The organism is Streptomyces niger (assembly GCF_000718305.1).
In the GTDB taxonomy this organism is placed as follows: domain Bacteria; phylum Actinomycetota; class Actinomycetes; order Streptomycetales; family Streptomycetaceae; genus Streptomyces; species Streptomyces niger.
The window spans coordinates 300405-318657 of sequence record NZ_JOFQ01000005.1; the positions used below are offsets into that span (position 1 = coordinate 300405).

Here is an 18253-nt window from a genome sequence, read left to right on the forward strand (position 1 = left end):
CGCGGCGTTGATCCGCGGAACGGCACTGGACTGGTCTTACGGATTTGGGGGCGGCATATCGGCACTGGGCCGGTTCGCATCACAGGCGGGGGCCACAGGAGGTGTTCGTCCTGCCCCGGGGGACTCGGGAGCCGCGCCGCCTGCGCCAACTGTGCCGCAGATGGCACCGGACGATAGCAGGCTTCCACAGCTGCGTTTATCCCGGCCCTACGTCTCACGGCGTGGACCCCGCCGTTTCCGCGCGCTTGGCTTCGGCGGCTTCGGGGTCGACGTAGAGAATCTTCGCCTTCATGTACCCGCGGGCCTGTGCGGCGATCCACACGAGAGTCGCGGCGAGCAGCGAGAACGCGAACGCCTTGGTGTCGAAAAGGGAAGTGTCCTTGAACGCCAACAGGAAGACCGCGACGAACAGGATCTGCACGGCGTACAGCAGCAGCCCCATCATCTGGAACAGCCCGGGGTACTTCTTCGCGGTCTGCTGGAGGACGACGAGGCTGAGGCCCATCACAAAGAGCACCAGCGCCACACCGACCACGGCGCCGAGCGCACCCTTCCCGCCGGCGACCAGCGCACTGACGACGGCGGCGAGGGCACCGACGACAAGCGTCGGAACGAGGGCACGAAGAAAAAGGCGAGCGTCATGTGACTGCATGGCGGCGCTCCGGCGGGGTGGGGGCAGGTGTGCTCGCGGACGAGCGTAGACCCGGCACGACGGCGAGCTGACGAGCTGACGAGCCGAATGGTCTGTCCGACTCGGGACTTACGGCTCTATCACCGGGTCTCGTGAACGGTATCACAAACTATTTGATGAGGTCTTTACCTACTTCGTGTGCTACCTGTCACACGTGAGCAGTACCCCGCGCGTTGGTGCACTGACGGTCGCCACTTTGTGTGCTATGCGCACGGAATCGTCCGATTTTCAGTGTGGCGAACATAATGTCGAACGCGTATCAAGAAAATTTCCGGAACCTGCGCTTCAGTGCCGACTGTCGACCCGTCGCCAGTCCTGGAACCGGGACCGGTCGCCGATCGCGGTGGCGCCGTGCAGCCCGGCCGGCACCGGTTCCGGCGCCTCCTCCCCCGATGCCGCCGCGTCCGCGGAGCCGGCTTCGGAAGCCGCGCCGTCCGTGTCGTTCATGTTGTCCGCACCGGCCGCCGCGGTCCGCCGCCGGTACCGCGGCGGCACCATCCGCTCCGCCCAGCGCGGCGCCCGCGGCGTGAACCGGGGCAGCAGCAGGAGCCCCAGGCCCACCGCGCTCAGCGCGACGATGCCCAGGACGATCCATACGCTGGCGTTGTTCACCGAGTACGCGACCGCGCCGAACGCGATGAGCGCCGACCAGAAGTACATGATCAGCACCGCGCGGCTGTGCGAGTGCCCGATCTCCAGCAGCCGGTGGTGCAGGTGGCCGCGGTCGGCCGTGAACGGCGACTGGCCGTTCCAGGTGCGCCGCACGATCGCCAGGACGAGGTCGGCGAAGGGCACCGCGATGATGGTCAGCGGCAGCAGCAGCGGGATGTAAACCGGCACCATCGTGTGCACCGCGAGCCGCTCGGAGCCGGCGAACAGCTGCATCGCGTCGGGGTCCACCTGGCCGGTGACGGAGATCGCGCCCGCGGCCAGCACCAGCCCGATCAGCATCGAGCCCGAGTCGCCCATGAAGATCCGCGCCGGGTGCATGTTGTGCGGCAGGAAGCCCAGGCACATGCCCATCAGGATCGCCGCGAAGAGGGAGGCGGGCGCCGCCGCCTCCAGGCCGTAGCCGTACCAGATGCGGTATGCGTACATGAAGAACGCGGCGGCCGCGATGCACACCATGCCGGAGGCGAGGCCGTCCAGGCCGTCGACGAAGTTCACCGCATTGATGGTGATGACGACCAGCGCGACGGTGAGCAGCGTGCCCTGCATGGGGGTCAGCGAGACCGTGCCGACGCCGGGCACCGGGATCCACAGGATGGTCAGACCCTGCAGGACCATCACGCCCGCGGCGATCATCTGCCCGCCGAGCTTGATGAGCGCGTCCACGCCCCACTTGTCGTCCAGGACGCCGAGGATCCAGATCAGCGCGGCGCCCGAGAGGAGCGCGCGCGGCTCGTTGGAGAACTCGAAGACGCTCTTGATGTTCGTGAAGTGGGCGGAGACGAGCAGACCCGCGCACAGACCGCCGAACATCGCGATGCCGCCGAGCCGCGGCGTCGGTTCGCGGTGCACGTCGCGGGCGCGGATCTCCGGCATCGCGCCGGCCGCGATCGCGAACTTCCGTACCGGCCCGGTCAGCAGGTAAGTGACCGCGGCCGTGACGCACAGCGTCAGCAGGTATTCACGCACGGGCTGCCCCATTGGTATCGCTGGCCATCACAGCCACACACCATATGCGTGTCCGCCCCTCAGCCGTGAATGTAGGTAAGGACGTTCCTCGCGCGCGAGTGGTTCCCCGATTCAGGCCGGTGGGGGATATGGCGGGAAGTTCCGGACCAGTTCCGTGGTGGCTGCACGGACCGCGCCGTCCTCCCGCAGTGCCGCTCCGATCAGCGCCCCGATGCGTGCCATCTCCCCTTCTCCCATCCCCTGCGTGGACACGGCGGCGGTGCCCAGCCGGATGCCGGTCCTGCGCGTCGCGGCGTCCACCGGGCCGGGCAGCGCGCAGGTGTCCAGGACGATGCCGGCCGCGGCCAGCCGCCCGCGCGCCGTCCGGGCTTCCAGCCCCAGCGGCGCGGTGTCCGCGGTGATCAGGTGCGTGTCGGTGCCCCCCGTGGTGACCGCAAGGCCCTCGTCCTGGAGCGCCGCGGCGAGCGCCCGCGCGTTGGCCGTCACCCGATGGGCATACGCCGCGAACGCCGGCCTCGACGCCTCCCCGAAGGCGACCGCCTTCGCCGCGACCGTGTGCATCTGCGCACCGCCCTGGGTGAACGGGAACACCGCCCGGTCGATCCGCTCGGCCAGGTCGGCGCCGCACAGGATCATGCCGCCGCGCGGGCCCCGCAGGACCTTGTGCGTGGTCGCGCACACCACGTCGGCGTACGGCACCGGGTTCGGCGCCGCTCCCCCGGCCACCAGCCCGATGGGGTGCGCGGCGTCCGCGATGAGGTACGCGCCCACCTCGTCGGCGATCTCCCGAAAGGCCGCGTAGTCGATGTGGCGCGGATACGAGATGGAGCCGCAGACGACGGCCTTCGGGCGGCGCCGCACCGCCAGCTCCCGGATGGCCCGGTAGTCCAGCAGCCCGGTGTCCGGATTCACGCCGTAGCCCGCGAAGTCGAACCAGCGGCCGGAGAAGTTCGCCGGCGAGCCGTGCGTCAGATGGCCGCCGTGCGGCAGCGCCATCGCCAGCACGCTGTCCCCGGGGCGCAGCAGCGCGGCGTAGGCGGCCAGCACCGCCGAAGAGCCGCTGTGGGCCTGCACGTTGGCGTGCTCGGCGCCGAAGAGGGCCTTGGCGCGCTCCACGGCCGTTCGCTCGGCGAAGTCCACCAGCTCGCAGCCGCCGTGGTGGCGGGCGCCCGGATAGCCCTCGGCGTACTTGTTGGCGAGCGGGGAGCCGAGCGCGGCCAGTACGGCGGGCGAGGTGAAGTTCTCCGCGGCGATCAGCTGGAGGCCCGCCGCCTGCCGGGCGCTCTCGCCGAGCAGCGCGTCGGCGATCTGCGGGTCCTGGGCGCGCAGCTGGTCGAAGCCCGGCCCGCCCCAGGGCGCTGCGGTGGCCACGGGCCCGGGCGGCCGTCCGTCGCTCTGCTGCCGGACCGGCCGGGTGTGTGGGGTGGCGCTGCGGGTGGACGCGGGAGTCGCTGACATCGCTCGCTCCGGGCCTCGTACGGGGGACGTACGTCCAATGTAGGCGCGGAACGGCGCTCAGGCGCGGTGTACGGCGTGACGGGGCGGCCGGGCGGGTGGTGGCGGGCTGATACGGCCAGCCGGCGGGCAGGGCGGCACAGGGCCGCTCAGGCGCGTGCGGGGACTCCTGTGAGGGCCGTGACGACCGGGTCGAGGGCCTGGTTGATCTCGTCGCCGATGGAGCGGAAGAACGTGATGGGCGCGCCGTAGGGGTCGTGCACCTCGTCGGCCTCGGCGTTCGGCGCGAGGAGCCAGCCGCGCAGCGCGGCCGCCGCGCCCACCAGCGCGCGGGCGCGGGCCACCAGGCCGCCGTCGGGCAGCGCCGGGTCGGGCTCGGGCAGGGTGGCCGGATCTATGGCCTTCACCAGCCGGTTGAACTCCTTCAGGGTGAAGGTGCGCAGGCCGGCGGAGTGGCCCATGGAGATGACCTGGGCGCGGTGGTCGCGGGTGGCGGTCAGCACGAGGTCGGCGCGGATGACGTGCTCGTCCAGCAGCTCACGGCCGATGAACCCGTCGGCGTCCGCGCCGTAGTCGGCCAACACGGTGGCGGCGTGGGTCTCCATGGGGGCGCCCTCGTGGCCCCAGGTGCCGGCGCTCTCCACCACGATGCCGCTGGTCAGCTCGGTACCGAGTCTGCATTGCAGGCCATGGCGGTGCAGCCGCTCGGTGATCGGCGAGCGGCAGACGTTGCCGGTGCTGACGTGGAGGATGCGGAAAGTGGTCCAGCCGTCCTGCGCTCCCGCTATGCCACGCCCCTGCGGGGCCATCAATTGGCCACCTCGAGCTCGGGTACGACCTTGCGGAGCTCGTCGGCGTCGATCGCGCCGGCCCGCAGCAGCCGCGGGATCCTGCCGGTGACGTCGACGATGGAGGACGGCACGGCGGCCGGGGTGGGCCCGCCGTCCAGGTACACGGAGACGGAGTCGCCCAGCATCTCCTGGGCGGCGTCGCAGTCCTGCGGGGAGGGGTGGCCCGTGAGGTTGGCGCTGGAGACGGCCATCGGGCCGAACTCGGTCAGCAGCTCGATGGCGACCGGGTGCAGCGGCATCCGTACCGCGACCGTGCCGCGGGTCTCGCCCAGGTCCCAGGTCAGCGACGGCTGGTGCCGCGCGACGATGGTCAGCGCGCCGGGCCAGAAGGCGTCGACCAGCTCCCAGGCCTGCTCGGAGAAGTCGGTGACCAGGCCGTGCAGGGTGTTCGGCGACCCGACCAGAACCGGCGAGGGCATGTTGCGGCCGCGACCCTTGGCCTCCAGCAGGTCGCCGACGGCCTCCGAGCTGAAGGCGTCCGCACCGATCCCGTAAACGGTGTCGGTCGGCAGCACGACCAGCTCCCCGCGCCGGACCGCCGAGGCGGCCTCGCGCAGGCCGGTCGCGCGGTCGGTCGCGTCGCTGCAGTCGTATCGCCGTGCCATTAGCGGGCCTCCTGGTGCGGAACGGTGGTGGGGGTGGAACGGCGCCCGGCGGCGGCCGGGGCCCGGTGGGGAACTACGGATACGGTCACGGCGTCGCCCTGCGGGCGGTCGCGAAGCGCGGCCGGTTGTTCAGGTCGGGGTGGTCGGCGGCGTCCGCCCAGCCGCGCTCCTCGGTGAAGATCCACGGCACCTGGCCGCCCTGGGTGTCGGCGTGCTCGATCACGACGACGCCGCCGGGCCGCAGCAGGCGGTGTGCGGTGCGCTCGATGCCACGGATGGTGTCGAGGCCGTCCTCCCCGGAGAAGAGCGCGAGCTCGGGGTCGTGGTCGCGCGCCTCCGGTGCCACGTGCTCCCACTCGGTCAGCGGGATGTACGGGGGGTTGGAGACGACCAGGTCGACCTGGCCGTCCAGCTCGGGGAGCGCGGTCAGCGCGTCGCCCTGATGGAGAACGACGCGGGACCCCTCGACGTTCTTGCGTGTCCACACCAGGGCGTCCTCGGACAGCTCCACGGCGTGCACCCGCGAGCGCGGGACCTCCTGGGCGAGCGCCAGCGCGATGGCGCCGGAGCCGGTGCACAGGTCCACGATGAGCGGCTCGACGACGTCCATCGCGCGGACGGCGTCTATCGCCCAGCCCACCACCGACTCGGTCTCCGGCCGGGGGACGAACACCCCGGGGCCGACGTGCAGTTCGAGGTACCGGAAGAAGGCGCGCCCGGTGATGTGCTGGAGCGGCTCGCGGGCCTCGCGGCGCGCGATCGCCTCCCAGTACCGGGCGTCGAAGTCCGCGTCGCCCACCATGTGCAGCTGGGACCGCTTCACGCCGTGCACGTGGGCGGCGAGCTCCTCGGCGTCGAAGCGGGGCGAGGGCACGCCGGCGTCGGCCAGCCGCTGGGTCGCCTGGGCCACCTCGGCGAGCAGCACAGACCGGGCCTTGGGGGCGCGCCCCCCGGGAGACTGCTGCACTGGTCCTCCAGCCGGTACGTACTTCGGTCGTGCGGTGCGGGGCGGGCGCCGGACGCCCGCCCGCGGCTTACTGGGCGGCGGCGAGCTTGGCCGCCGAGTCGGCGTCCACGCAGGCCTGGATGACCGGGTCGAGCTCGCCGTCGAGCACCTGGTCCAAGTTGTACGCCTTGAAGCCCACCCGGTGGTCGGAGATCCGGTTTTCCGGGAAGTTGTATGTCCGGATGCGCTCGGAGCGGTCGACCGTGCGTACCTGGCTGCGGCGGGCGTCCGACGCCTCCCGCTCGGCCTCCTCCTGCGCGGCGGCGAGCAGCCGGGAGCGCAGGATGCGGAGCGCCTGCTCCTTGTTCTGCAGCTGGCTCTTCTCGTTCTGGCAGGAGACGACGATGCCGGTGGGCAGGTGGGTGATGCGCACCGCGGAGTCGGTGGTGTTGACCGACTGGCCGCCGGGGCCCGAGGAGCGGTAGACGTCGATCCGCAGGTCGTTCGGGCCGATCTCGACCTCGACCTCCTCGGCCTCGGGCGTGACGAGCACGCCGGCGGCGGAGGTGTGGATCCGGCCCTGGGACTCGGTGGCGGGCACGCGCTGCACGCGGTGCACCCCGCCCTCGTACTTCAGGCGGGCCCACACGCCCTGGCCGGGCTCGATCTGCCCCTTGGTCTTCACGGCGACCTGGACGTCCTTGTAGCCGCCGAGGTCGGACTCGTTGGCTTCGAGGATCTCGGTCTTCCAGCCGAGGCGCTCGGCGTAGCGCAGGTACATCCGCAGCAGGTCGCCGGCGAACAGCGCGGACTCCTCGCCGCCCTCGCCGGCCTTGACCTCCAGGATCACGTCCTTGTCGTCGCTGGGGTCGCGGGGGACGAGCAGCAGCCGCAGCTTGTCGGTCAGCTCCTCGCGGCGGACCTCCCCCTCCTTGACCTCGTCGGCGAAGTCGGGGTCGTCGGCGGCCAGTTCCCGGGCCGTCTCGATGTCGTCCCCGGTCTGCTTCCAGGCGCGGTACGTGGCGATGATCGGGGTCAGTTCGGCGTAACGCTTGTTGAGCCGCATCGCCTCGCGCTGGTCGGCGTGGACCGCGGGGTCGGCGAGCCGCTTCTCGAGGTCGGCGTGTTCGCCGATCAGTTCCTCGACCGCCTCGAACATCGTGGTGTTCCTCTGCTGGCTGGAATGTACCGGGGGCGCCCGCGGCCGGCGGGCCGGCGGGCCATTGACGGCAAAACGCCGGTCCGGTCGCCCCTGCGCAGGGGCGACCGAGAACCGGCGCCTTGTGGGTCGCTACTTCTTGCCGGACCCGGCGTTCTTGCCGAAGCGGGCCTCGAAGCGGGCCACACGGCCACCGGTGTCGAGGATCTTCTGCTTGCCCGTGTAGAACGGGTGGCACTCGGAGCAGACGTCGGCACGGATGGTGCCGCCGGCCACGGTGCTACGGGTGGTGAACTCGGCGCCGCAGGTGCAGCTGACCTGCGTCTCGACGTACTCGGGGTGGATGTCGCGCTTCAAGGGATTCTCCTATGTATCGGGAGGGCACCGGGTCGTGCTCGCGGGATGCGTCACGTGAACCGGGGCCGACGATCCAGTTTGCCAGTACTGGCCGCATCTCCCCAAACCGGGGGGCGGCTGCCGTTATTCCCCGCCCGGAAGCGGGCCGGGGGCGGCGCCGCCCCGTCTCACCGTACGTAGTCGGACGTGCCGCCCTTGTCGCCGGCCGAGTCCTTCAGGGCCGACTTCGGGATGGCCCGGTCCTCCCGCAGCGCCTTCCAGACCTGCTTGTTCTGGGCTTCCAGCGGCAGCACCCGGTTGGGGTTGTTCGGGTCGTACGTCACCGGCAGCGTGGCCATGTTGATGTGGTTCGAGCCGATGCCGCCGAGGTCCTTGGCCAGGCCGACCAGCGCATTGACCGAGTTCAGCTGGGTGTCGGTGGTGATCGCCTTGGTGGCGGTGTCCCCGATGTCGTACAGCTTCGTGGGCTGGGACAGCACCCCGACGTCCTTGACCTGGTCCATCAGCGCCTTGATGAAGGTCTGCTGCAGCTGGATGCGGCCCAGGTCACTGCCGTCGCCGCCGGGCACGCCGTGCCGGGTGCGGACCAGGCCGAGGGCCTGCTCGCCGCCCAGGGTGTGGGTGCCGGGGTCCAGGTCGAGGTGGCTGTCCGGGTCGTGGATCGCCTTCTTCGTCGTGATGTCGACGCCGCCGAGGGCGTCGATCAGCTTCTTGAAGCCGCTGAAGTCGACCTCGACGAAATGGTCCATACGGATGCCACTCATGGACTCCACCGTCTTGACGGCACAGGCCGGGCCGCCGACCTCGTACGCGGTGTTGAACATGACGTGCTGCGCGCCCGGGGCCTGCTTGCCGCCCTTGGTGCACGAGGGCCGCGAGATCAGCGTGTCCCGGGGGATGGAGACCACGCTGGCCTTCTTGTGGCCCTTGTAGACGTGCACCACCATCGCCGTGTCGGAGCGGGCCCCGCCCTCGTCGGCGCCGTACTTGGCGTTGTCCCCGGCCCGGGAGTCCGAGCCGAGCACCAGGATGTCCATCGACCCGTTGTCGACGTCGTCCGGGCGGTCGCCGCCCAGTGCCGCGTCGATGTCGACGCCCTTGAGGTTGCCGTCGAGCTGGTAGTAGACGAAGCCGAGCCCCGCGCCGCCCAGCAGCACGCAGCTCACCAGCGCGCAGAGTGTGATCGTCAGCGCCCTGCGGCGCCTCGTGGGTCCCTTGCGCCGGCGGCCGGTGGCGCGTATGCCGCGGGAACGGCTCTCGGCCGTCCGCGCGGCCCTGCTGCTGTCCGCCATCTCTCCTCAGTCCTTGCTGCTCGGCTGGCCTCTCCGTACCCGGCTGTCACGTCCTCTCACCGGTGGTGGTTCGCACCTAGTCAGACGGGAGGCATTCGGGAAGGGTTGCACAGACGGCCGGGCCGGCCGGGCGGCTCCGGACGGGCGTGCCGGGCCCGGGGCACAACTGTTCGCCCCTCGCTCACCAGGGCTTTTGTCCGGTCTGTCGGAGGCGGTACGGGACGTTTGCGGACGTTGGGGCTGTGCGGAAGGTCTCAGCGCGCGGCCCTCGTGCGGCCACGGAACGCGGCATGCGTCACAGCATTTTCACGGCGCGGACGCGGCGCCGAGGCACGACGAAGCCCTCCCCGTCACCGGTGGGACGGGGAGGGCTTCGTTCGACGGTGCCGGGGGCGTCAGTCGTTGCCGTTGCCCGGGGTCGGCGTCGTCTTCTGGATCTGCAGCAGGAACTCCGCGTTGGACTTCGTCTGCTTCATCTTGTCCAGCAGCAGCTCGATGGCCTGCTGCTGGTCCAGGGCGTGCAGCACCCGGCGCAGCTTCCACACGATCGAGAGCTCGTCGCTGGACATCAGGATCTCTTCCTTACGCGTACCGGACGCGTCCACGTCCACCGCGGGGAAGATGCGCTTGTCCGCGAGCTTCCGGTCGAGCTTGAGCTCCATGTTGCCGGTGCCCTTGAACTCCTCGAAGATCACCTCGTCCATCCGCGAGCCGGTCTCGACCAGCGCGGTGGCCAGGATGGTCAGCGAGCCGCCGTCCTCGATGTTGCGCGCCGCGCCGAAGAAGCGCTTCGGCGGGTACAGCGCGGTCGAGTCGACACCACCGGACAGGATGCGGCCGGAGGCGGGCGCCGCGAGGTTGTACGCGCGGCCCAGACGGGTGATCGAGTCCAGCAGGACGACGACGTCGTGGCCCAGCTCCACCAGGCGCTTCGCGCGCTCGATGGCGAGCTCGGCGACGGTGGTGTGGTCCTCGGCCGGGCGGTCGAAGGTCGAGGAGATGACCTCGCCCTTGACCGACCGCTGCATGTCGGTGACCTCTTCCGGACGCTCGTCGACGAGGACGACCATCAGGTGGCACTCGGGGTTGTTGCGGGTGATCGCGTTGGCGACCGCCTGCATGATCATGGTCTTACCGGTCTTCGGCGGGGCCACGATCAGACCGCGCTGGCCCTTACCGATGGGCGACACGAGGTCGATGATGCGGGTGGTCAGCTGACCGGCCTCGCCCTCAAGGCGCAGCCGCTCCTGCGGGTACAGGGGGGTCAGCTTGCCGAACTCCGGGCGGCCGCGGCCCTGTTCGGGGGCGACGGAGTTGACGGAGTCCAGCCGCACCAGCGCGTTGAACTTCTCGCGGCGCTCGCCCTCGCGGGGCTGGCGGACCGCACCGGTGACGTGGTCACCCTTGCGGAGGCCGTTCTTGCGTACCTGCGCGAGCGAGACGTACACGTCGTTCGGGCCGGGCAGGTAGCCGGAGGTCCGGATGAACGCGTAGTTGTCGAGGATGTCCAGGATGCCCGCGACGGGGATCAGGACGTCGTCCTCGGCGACCTGCGGCTCGGCGCCGAAGTCGTCACGGCCGCGCCGGCCACGGCGGTCGCGGTACCGGCCCCGGCGACCGCGGCGGCCGCCCTGGCCGTCGTCGTCGAAGTCGTCCTGGCGGTTGCCACCGCCGCCGCCCTGCTGCTGACGGTTGCCACCGCCCTGCTGGCCGCCGCCGTCGTTGCCGTCGTTGTTCTTGCGGCGGTCACGGTCGCGGTCGCGGCCGCCGCGGCGGTCGCCCTTCTGGCCGCGGTCCTGACGGTCGCCGCGGTCCTGGCGGTCACCCCGCTCCTGACGGCCCTCGCCGCCCTTGCGGCCCTCGCCGTCCTGGCCGGAGCCGTCCTTGACCTCGGTCTTCGGCTCGGCCTTGGCCTCGCCGCGAGATCCGTCCTTGGCCTCACCGGCGGCGGACTCGGGGCTGCCGGCCGCTGCAGTGGCGCGGCGCCGGCGGCGCTCGCCGGCCGGCTGCTCGTCGCCGGCGCCCTGGCCGGGAATCTCGATCTGCTGCTGGCCGCCGGCGGTGTCCGCGGCCTGCCCCACCTTATCGGCCTTGTCGGCCTTCTCGGCCTTGGCGGGCTTCTCGGCGGTCTTCTCCGCCGCCTCGCCGGTACGGGCCTTGGAGGTGGCCCGGCGCTTCGGCTTGGTCTCGGCGGGGGCCTCGGCAGGCGCGTCGGCGGTCTTGGCCGCGCCGGCCCCGCCGGCGGCCTGCTTCTCCTTGATGACCTCGATGAGCTGGCTCTTACGCATCCGCGCGGTGCCCTTGATTCCGAGGCCGGAGGCTACCTGCTGCAGCTCGGCCAGGACCATGCCCTCGAGGCCGGTGCCGGAACGGCGTCGCCGCGAGGCACCAGAGGCGGCCCCGGTGGCAGGCGCGGCGGGAGCGTCCGTGGCGGGCGCTGCGGCATCGCCATCGGTGCGTACGCCCATCAGATCGGTGGTGTCGCTCACGAAGGGTCCTTCCCTGGAGCGGGCGTCGGCCTGTCTGGCTCGGCGACCGGTTGTGCTGTCCGACCGCGGTCCCTCGACATTCACGGGCCGGGCCGGGGCGGTGGTCCCGCCGGATTCGGCGGAGAGATCAGTTCATGGTTCCGGCGCGAAAGATGCTGCGCATTCATGCAGGTCACGCTTCATGCACATCACGCCGATTTCCGGAGCATGCTCGCTTCTGCTTTAGGCAGTCGCTCCAAGCAGGTTGGGAGGCTCCCGGAAGAAAGGTGGTCCCGACTGGGGACACGAAGCACCTCGCCGCTGCGGCGTCGGGTACTCACTTGAGGTTAACACTACCGGATCCAACAAACATTCCCCCTCTCTCAGACCGGCAATCCGTCGGTCACCCGGCGAGCGGCAGCACGCTCGTTCCCGCTGCGTCGAGGGACAGCCGATTGGCCGCCCACCCCTCGCCCGCCAGGCACGCGACCTTGTCGGCCGCTCCCTCCTCGACCAGCGCGAGCACCGTCGGGCCCGCGCCGGATACGACCGCGGGGACGCCGTCCGCGCGCAGTCGGTTCACCAGGGCGATGCTCTCCGGCATGGCCGGCGCGCGGTACTCCTGGTGAAGTCGGTCCTCGGTCGCGGCGAGCAGCAGCTCGGGGCGCCTGGTCAGGGCCTCGACGAGCAGTGCGGCGCGACCGGCGTTCGCCGCGGCGTCACCGTGCGGGACGGTGCGCGGCAGCAGGCCCCGGGCGGTCTCGGTGAGCACCGGCTTGCCCGGTACGAAAACCACCGGAACGACGGAATCGGCGGGGTCCATCCTGATGGCGCGGGCTGCGCCGGCGTCCATCCAGGACAGGGTGAAACCGCCCAGCAGACAGGCGGCGACGTTGTCGGGGTGACCCTCGATCTCGGTGGCCAGTTCCAGCAGTCCGGCGTCGTCGAGCTTCTGCTCGCCGCCTATCGTCACGGCGCGGGCCGCGACGATGCCGGCGCAGATGGCGGCGGAGGAGGAGCCGAGGCCCCGGCCGTGCGGGATGCGGTTGGCGCAGACGACCTCCAGGCCGCGCGGCTGCCCGCCCAGCAGGTCGAAGGCGGTGCGCAGGGACCGTACGAGCAGGTGGCTCTCGTCGCGCGGCAGGGTGTCGGCACCCTCACCCGCGATGTCCACGTGCAGTCCGGAGTCGGCGACGCGTACTACGACGTCGTCGTACAGACCCAGGGACAGGCCGAGGGCGTCGAAGCCGGGACCGAGATTGGCGCTGGTGGCGGGGGTGCGCACCCGGACGGCGGCGGCGCGGAACGCTGGACCGGCCATCGCTCGATGACTCTCCTTGATGTGAAACTGCGGTACTGCCCCGAAGCGCCGCGGTACCGAGGCACCTGATCGACTCATGGGGTCCGTTCTGACCTGCCCTGCACACCACTGCACTATGCCGCGGGGAGGGGAGTTGACTGCCAGCCTATCGAAGGAAGGTTCAGTGGCGACATAGGGCGCACAGGAGGCGCACGATGCGTGTCGCGCGCCCTCTCATGCCACACCACTCACTTTGCAGCCTTTGCAGGATTTGCCCTGTGTGGCCTCGCGGGGCCGGTGCGACACGCGCGCCGACCCCGCCGGAACCGTTCCGACCGGCTGTTTCCGGTCGAATTTTTGTCTTACGGCAGATGCCTTACGCCAGGCCCAGCCGCTCGGCCGCGGCGTCCGCGTCGACCGGGACCGTCACCGGCTGCGGCGCGCCGGCCACCGCCCAGTCCGGGTCCTTCAGGCCGTTGCCGGTCACGGTGCAGACGATCTTCTGGCCCGGGTCGACCCGGCCCTCCTCGGCGGCCTTCAGCAGACCGGCCACCGAAGCGGCCGAGGCCGGCTCCACGAAGACCCCCTCCTGCGACGCCAACAGGCGGTACGCAGCGAGGATCTGACGGTCGGTCACCTCGTCGATGGCGCCGCCCGACTCGTCCCGCGCGGCCTCCGCGAAGGACCAGGAGGCCGGGTTGCCGATGCGGATCGCGGTGGCGATCGTGCTCGGGTCCTTGACCACCTCGCCGCGCACGATCGGCGCGCTGCCGGACGCCTGGAAGCCCCACATGCGCGGCGTACGGGAGGCGAGCTTGTCGGCCGCGTACTCCTTGTAGCCCTTCCAGTACGCGGTGATGTTGCCGGCGTTGCCGACCGGCAGGACGTGGATGTCGGGCGCGTCGCCGAGCATGTCCACGATCTCGAAGGCCGCGGTCTTCTGACCCTCGATGCGCACCGGGTTGACGGAGTTCACAAGTGCGACCGGGTACTTCTCCGACAGGCCGCGGGCCAGCGTCAGACAGTCGTCGAAATTCCCGTCGACCTGGAGGATCTTCGCCCCGTGCACCAGGGCCTGACCCATCTTGCCCAGCGCGATCTTGCCCTGCGGGACGAGCACGGCGCTGACCATACGGGCCCGCACGGCGTACGCCGCGGCGGAGGCCGAAGTGTTGCCCGTGGAGGCGCAGATGACGGCCTGCGCACCCTCCTCCTTGGCCCGGGTGATGGCCATCGTCATGCCGCGGTCCTTGAAGGAACCGGTGGGGTTGGCACCCTCGACCTTGAGGTGCACCTCGCAGCCGGTGCGCTCGGAGAGCACCTGCGCCGGCACGAGAGGCGTACCGCCCTCGCGCAGGGTGACGACCTCGGTCGTGTCCTTGACCGGCAGGCGGTCGCGGTACTCCTCGATGATGCCGCGCCACTGGTGGGTGGTGCCGGCACTGGTAATGGCAGACATGGGTTCCTTTACTCCCCTTCGACCCGCATGATGCTGGCGACGCCCCGGACGGTGTCCAGATTGCGCAGCGCCTCGACGGTCGAGGACAGCGCGGCGTCGGCGGCGCGGTGGGTGACGACGACGAGCGATGCCTCGCCGTCTCCGTCTGGCCGGCCTTGCTGGCGCACCGTATCGATCGATACGCCGTGCTCGGCGAAGACCATGGCGACCTGGGCCAGGACGCCGGGTTTGTCGGCCACATCAAGGCTGATGTGGTAGCGGGTGACGACCTCACCCATGGGGCCGACCGGCAGCTGCGTGTACGCCGACTCGCCGGGTCCGGTGGACTCGTTGAGCTTGTTGCGGCAGACCGCGACCAGGTCGCCGAGGACGGCCGAGGCGGTCGGCGAGCCGCCGGCGCCGGGGCCGTAGAACATCAGCTGGCCGGCCGCCTCGGACTCCACGAAGACGGCGTTGTAGGCCTCGCGCACGGACGCCAGCGGGTGGGTCAGCGGGATCATCGCGGGGTGGACCCGCGCGGTGACCGAGGCACCGTCCGCGGCCCGCTCGCAGATGGCCAGCAGCTTGACGGTGCAGCCCATGCGCTTGGCGGAGACGATGTCGGCCGCGGTCACCTCGGTGAGGCCCTCGCGGTGCACGTCGTCGATGGTCACCCGGGTGTGGAAGGCGATGCCCGCGAGGATCGCGGCCTTGGCGGCGGCGTCGAACCCCTCGACGTCCGCCGTCGGGTCGGCCTCGGCGTACCCCAGCGCGGTCGCCTCGTCCAGCGCCTCGCTGTACCCGGCACCACTGCTGTCCATCCGGTCCAGGATGAAGTTGGTCGTCCCGTTCACGATGCCGAGCACCCGGTTGACCTTGTCGCCGGCCAGCGACTCGCGCAACGGCCGGACCAGCGGGATCGCGCCGGCCACCGCGGCCTCGTAGTACAGGTCGGCGCCGTGCTCCTCGGCGGCCGCGTGCAGCGCCGCGCCGTCGGCGGCCACCAGCGCCTTGTTCGCGGAGACGACGCTCGCCCCCTGCTCGAAGGCGGTCATGATGAGCTTGCGCGCCGGCTCGATGCCGCCGATGACCTCGATCACCACGTCGATGTCCCCGCGCTTGACCAGCGCGGTCGCATCCGTCGTGACCAGCTCGGCGGGCACGCCCTCGCGCACCCGGTCCGGACGGCGCACGGCGATGCCCGCGAGCTCCACCGGCGCGCCGATCCGGGCCGTGAGGTCGTCCGCGTGCGTCGTCATGATGCGCGCCACCTCTGAGCCGACCACACCACAGCCCAGGAGCGCCACCTTCAGCGGACGCGTACGCATCATTCGACCTCTGCTCTTCCTCGTGATGGCCAGGACGGCCACGTGCTTGTTCGCAATGGACCAGTCTCACTCACCGGACGGCGATTTCTTTACCTCGTCCAGATCCCGAGACATCTATTTCACTTATCCGACATCGAGCCGCAGGAGATCTTCCTCCGTCTCGCGCCGGACGATCACCCGGGCCTCGCCCTTGCTCACCGCCACGACCGGCGGCCGCAGCGCGTGGTTGTAGTTGCTGGCCATCGACCGGCAGTACGCACCGGTCGCCGGTACGGCCAGCAGGTCGCCCGGCGCGAGGTCCGACGGCAGGAACGCGTCCCGCACGACGATGTCACCGCTCTCGCAGTGCTTGCCGACCACCCGCGAGAGCATCGGCGCGGCGTCCGAAGCCCGCGAGACCAGCGCCACGCTGTACTCCGCGTCGTACAGCGCCGTACGGATATTGTCCGACATCCCGCCGTCGACGCTGACATACGTCCGCAGGCCCGCCAGCTCCTTGACCGTGCCCACCTCGTACAGGGTGAACGCGGTCGGACCCACGATGGCGCGGCCCGGCTCGACCGAGAGCCGCGGCACGGCCAGCCCCGCGGCCTCGCACTCGTGCCGCACGATCTCCCCCAGCGCCTTCGCGATCTCGTGCGGCTCCCGCGGATCGTCGTCCGGGGTGTACGCGATACCGAGGCCGCCGCCCAGATCGATCTCCGGCAGCTCGACCCCGTGCTCCTCGCGCACATCGGCCAGCAGCTGCACGACACGCCGCGCGGAGACTTCGAATCCCGCCATGTCGAAGATCTGCGACCCGATGTGGGAGTGGATCCCCGTGAGCTCCAGCCCGTCCAGCTTCAGCACCCGGCGCACGGCCTCGGCGGCCTGCCCGTCGGCGAGCGCGATGCCGAACTTCTGGTCCTCGTGCGCGGTGGCGATGAACTCGTGCGTGTGCGCCTCGACGCCCACGGTCACCCGGATCTGCACCGCCTGCCGCTTCCCCAGCTGGTCGGCGATGTGTGCAACCCGCGCGATCTCCTGGAACGAGTCGAGCACGATCCTGCCGACCCCGGCCTCGACCGCCCTGCGGATCTCCTCGTCACTCTTGTTGTTCCCGTGCAGCGCGATCCGCTCCGCCGGCATCCCGGCCGCCAGCGCGGTGGCCAGCTCGCCCCCGGAACAGACGTCGAGATTCAGCCCCTCCTCGTGCAGCCACCGCACGATGGCCCGCGAGAGGAACGCCTTCCCCGCGTAGAAGACGTCCGCGCCCTCGCCGAAAGCTTCCTTCCAGGCCCGGCACCGCTCCCGGAAGTCGTCCTCGTCCAGGAAGTAGGCAGGCGTACCGAACTGCTCCTTCAGGTCGGCGACGGAGAGGCCGCCGACGGTGACGACACCGTCGGCGTCCCGCCGCACGGTGCGGGCCCAGACCCGCGGGTCCAGGCCGTTCAGATCGGCGGGCGGAGCGGTGTAGTGGCCCTCGGGCAGTACGTCGGCGTGGCGGGGCCCTGCGGGGTGCGCGGAACGGCTCATGACGGTGGGAGATCCCCTCGGAGTTTCAGAGGTGTTCGGGTGCGGAGACGCCCAGCAGGGTCAGACCGTTCGCAAGCACCGTACCGGCGGCCTGGGCGACGGCCAGCCGGGCGCGGTGAACGGTCATGGGTTTCTGCTCTCCAACAGGAAGCGGCGGACAGGTGACGAGGAAGCGGAGCACGGCGTCGGCGGTCACTTCCAGATGCCGAGCCAGCCGGTCGGGCGCCCGCAGCCGCGCGGCGGCTTCGAGCACCGCGGGATAGGCGGCCAGTGCGGCATGCAGGGGGGTGTACGGGACGGTGGCTCCGTCGTCGACGGAGCCCGCGGTGGCGCCGGCCTTGTTGCGGGCGACGGCCGCTTGCTCCGCAGCGGCTTCATCGGCGCCTGCGGGGAGTACGCCCAGGTCGTGGGCGTTACGCAACGCTGCGCAGGTACGAGCGTACGCGTACTGCACCAGGAACCGCGGATTGCCCTCCCGCTGCACCGGCCGCTCCGGCACCCGTACATGATCATGCGCGGCGGGGTACAGCAACACCCACCGCATCTCGTCGCTCCCGAGCCGCGCGACCAGCTCCTCGGCGGTGGCGTAGCCCCCGTCGTTCTCCCTCACCGGGACGGGCCGCACGTCCTCGCCCCCGGTCCGGGTCCCCTCCCCCACCGCCTCCATGATCGCGCGCAACGCCTCGGCGACCACTGCGGCCCGGGGGTGCGGGGCGGGACGGAGGTGAACGGGGGAACCGGGCCCTGAGGCGGCCCCCGCCACCCTCCCCATCCGCCCGTACGCCGACCCGGCCGCCAACACTTCCCGCACGAGCGCGGCGGAAGCATCGCCACCCAACGTGATGTTCAAAAACCCAGGTCCGGCGATGTCCACCGCCGCGATCCCCGGCACACCGGCCAGCCGCTTGGCGACGACCCCCGCGACCTCCCGCGGCGGCGCCCCCGCGGCCTTCGCCAGCCGCAGAGCGACATTCGTGGCGTAGTCCCCGCACCCCTCATGCGGCGGCGGGGCGACATCCACCCGCTCGGGCAGGGCGCTCTCCGCCAGAACGAGCTCCCGCGCCTCGACAGCACCGCGCACGGAGCGCAGGACGGTGCGGGAGAGCTCAGCGGGAGTCACAAGGACAAGCGTATGGGAGAAGGGGGGTGGGTATGCGAACGGGTTTCGCCCCTCGGACACGCCCTGCCCGAACACCAGGCCCTGCAGAGC

Annotated in this window: 15 protein-coding genes; all 15 read right to left on the reverse strand. The window is 71.1% G+C overall.

All coding sequences use genetic code 11. The features are described 5' to 3' along the window. Positions 1-214: 214 nt before the first annotated feature. Positions 215-652, reverse strand: a complete 438-nt coding sequence (locus IF20_RS12275) for a hypothetical protein (protein ID WP_052865130.1) — start codon at positions 650-652, stop codon at positions 215-217. A gap of 324 nt (positions 653-976) precedes the next feature. Then, positions 977-2341, reverse strand: coding sequence for an MraY family glycosyltransferase (locus tag IF20_RS12280; RefSeq protein ID WP_052865131.1), 1365 nt, complete (start codon positions 2339-2341; stop codon positions 977-979). A gap of 99 nt (positions 2342-2440) precedes the next feature. Continuing rightward, entirely contained in the window at positions 2441-3787 is a 1347-nt protein-coding gene (locus tag IF20_RS12285; protein WP_052865132.1) for a serine hydroxymethyltransferase, read from the reverse strand. A gap of 146 nt (positions 3788-3933) precedes the next feature. Beyond that, on the reverse strand, positions 3934-4596 hold the full coding sequence (locus IF20_RS12290; RefSeq protein WP_052865133.1) for an arsenate reductase/protein-tyrosine-phosphatase family protein: 663 nt from the start codon (positions 4594-4596) through the stop codon (positions 3934-3936). Continuing rightward, positions 4593-5240 (reverse strand): L-threonylcarbamoyladenylate synthase, encoded by a 648-nt coding sequence (locus IF20_RS12295; protein WP_052865134.1) that lies wholly within the window; start codon positions 5238-5240, stop codon positions 4593-4595. The genes IF20_RS12290 and IF20_RS12295 overlap by 4 nt, the downstream gene beginning before the upstream one ends. Before the next feature lie 85 nt (positions 5241-5325). Next, positions 5326-6207: a peptide chain release factor N(5)-glutamine methyltransferase gene (gene prmC / locus IF20_RS12300; protein WP_110944084.1), complete on the reverse strand. Its 882-nt coding sequence runs from the start codon at positions 6205-6207 to the stop codon at positions 5326-5328. 67 nt (positions 6208-6274) lie between these two features. Further along, a complete protein-coding gene (gene prfA / locus IF20_RS12305; RefSeq protein WP_052865136.1) occupies positions 6275-7345 on the reverse strand; it encodes a peptide chain release factor 1 in 1071 nt (356 codons plus the stop codon). Positions 7346-7477: 132 nt separating this feature from the next. Further along, entirely contained in the window at positions 7478-7702 is a 225-nt protein-coding gene (gene rpmE / locus IF20_RS12310; RefSeq protein ID WP_052865137.1) for a 50S ribosomal protein L31, read from the reverse strand. 167 nt (positions 7703-7869) lie between these two features. After that, entirely contained in the window at positions 7870-8994 is a 1125-nt protein-coding gene (locus tag IF20_RS12315; RefSeq protein WP_052865138.1) for an LCP family protein, read from the reverse strand. Positions 8995-9389: 395 nt separating this feature from the next. Beyond that, positions 9390-11483 carry a transcription termination factor Rho gene (gene rho / locus IF20_RS12320; RefSeq protein WP_052865139.1) on the reverse strand — a complete coding sequence of 698 codons (2094 nt, stop codon included), beginning with the start codon at positions 11481-11483 and terminating at the stop codon, positions 9390-9392. Positions 11484-11865: 382 nt separating this feature from the next. Continuing rightward, entirely contained in the window at positions 11866-12783 is a 918-nt protein-coding gene (gene thrB / locus IF20_RS12325) for a homoserine kinase (RefSeq protein ID WP_052865140.1), read from the reverse strand. Between the two features lie 355 nt (positions 12784-13138). Further along, positions 13139-14221, reverse strand: a complete 1083-nt coding sequence (thrC, locus tag IF20_RS12330; RefSeq protein WP_052865141.1) for a threonine synthase — start codon at positions 14219-14221, stop codon at positions 13139-13141. 8 nt (positions 14222-14229) lie between these two features. Further along, positions 14230-15531 (reverse strand): homoserine dehydrogenase, encoded by a 1302-nt coding sequence (locus tag IF20_RS12335; protein WP_052865142.1) that lies wholly within the window; start codon positions 15529-15531, stop codon positions 14230-14232. A 120-nt stretch (positions 15532-15651) separates the two neighbouring features. Then, entirely contained in the window at positions 15652-17043 is a 1392-nt protein-coding gene (gene lysA, locus IF20_RS12340) for a diaminopimelate decarboxylase (RefSeq protein WP_052865143.1), read from the reverse strand. A 25-nt stretch (positions 17044-17068) separates the two neighbouring features. Further along, positions 17069-18163, reverse strand: a complete 1095-nt coding sequence (nrtL, locus tag IF20_RS12345) for an ArgS-related anticodon-binding protein NrtL (RefSeq protein WP_052865209.1) — start codon at positions 18161-18163, stop codon at positions 17069-17071. Positions 18164-18253 lie beyond the last annotated feature (90 nt).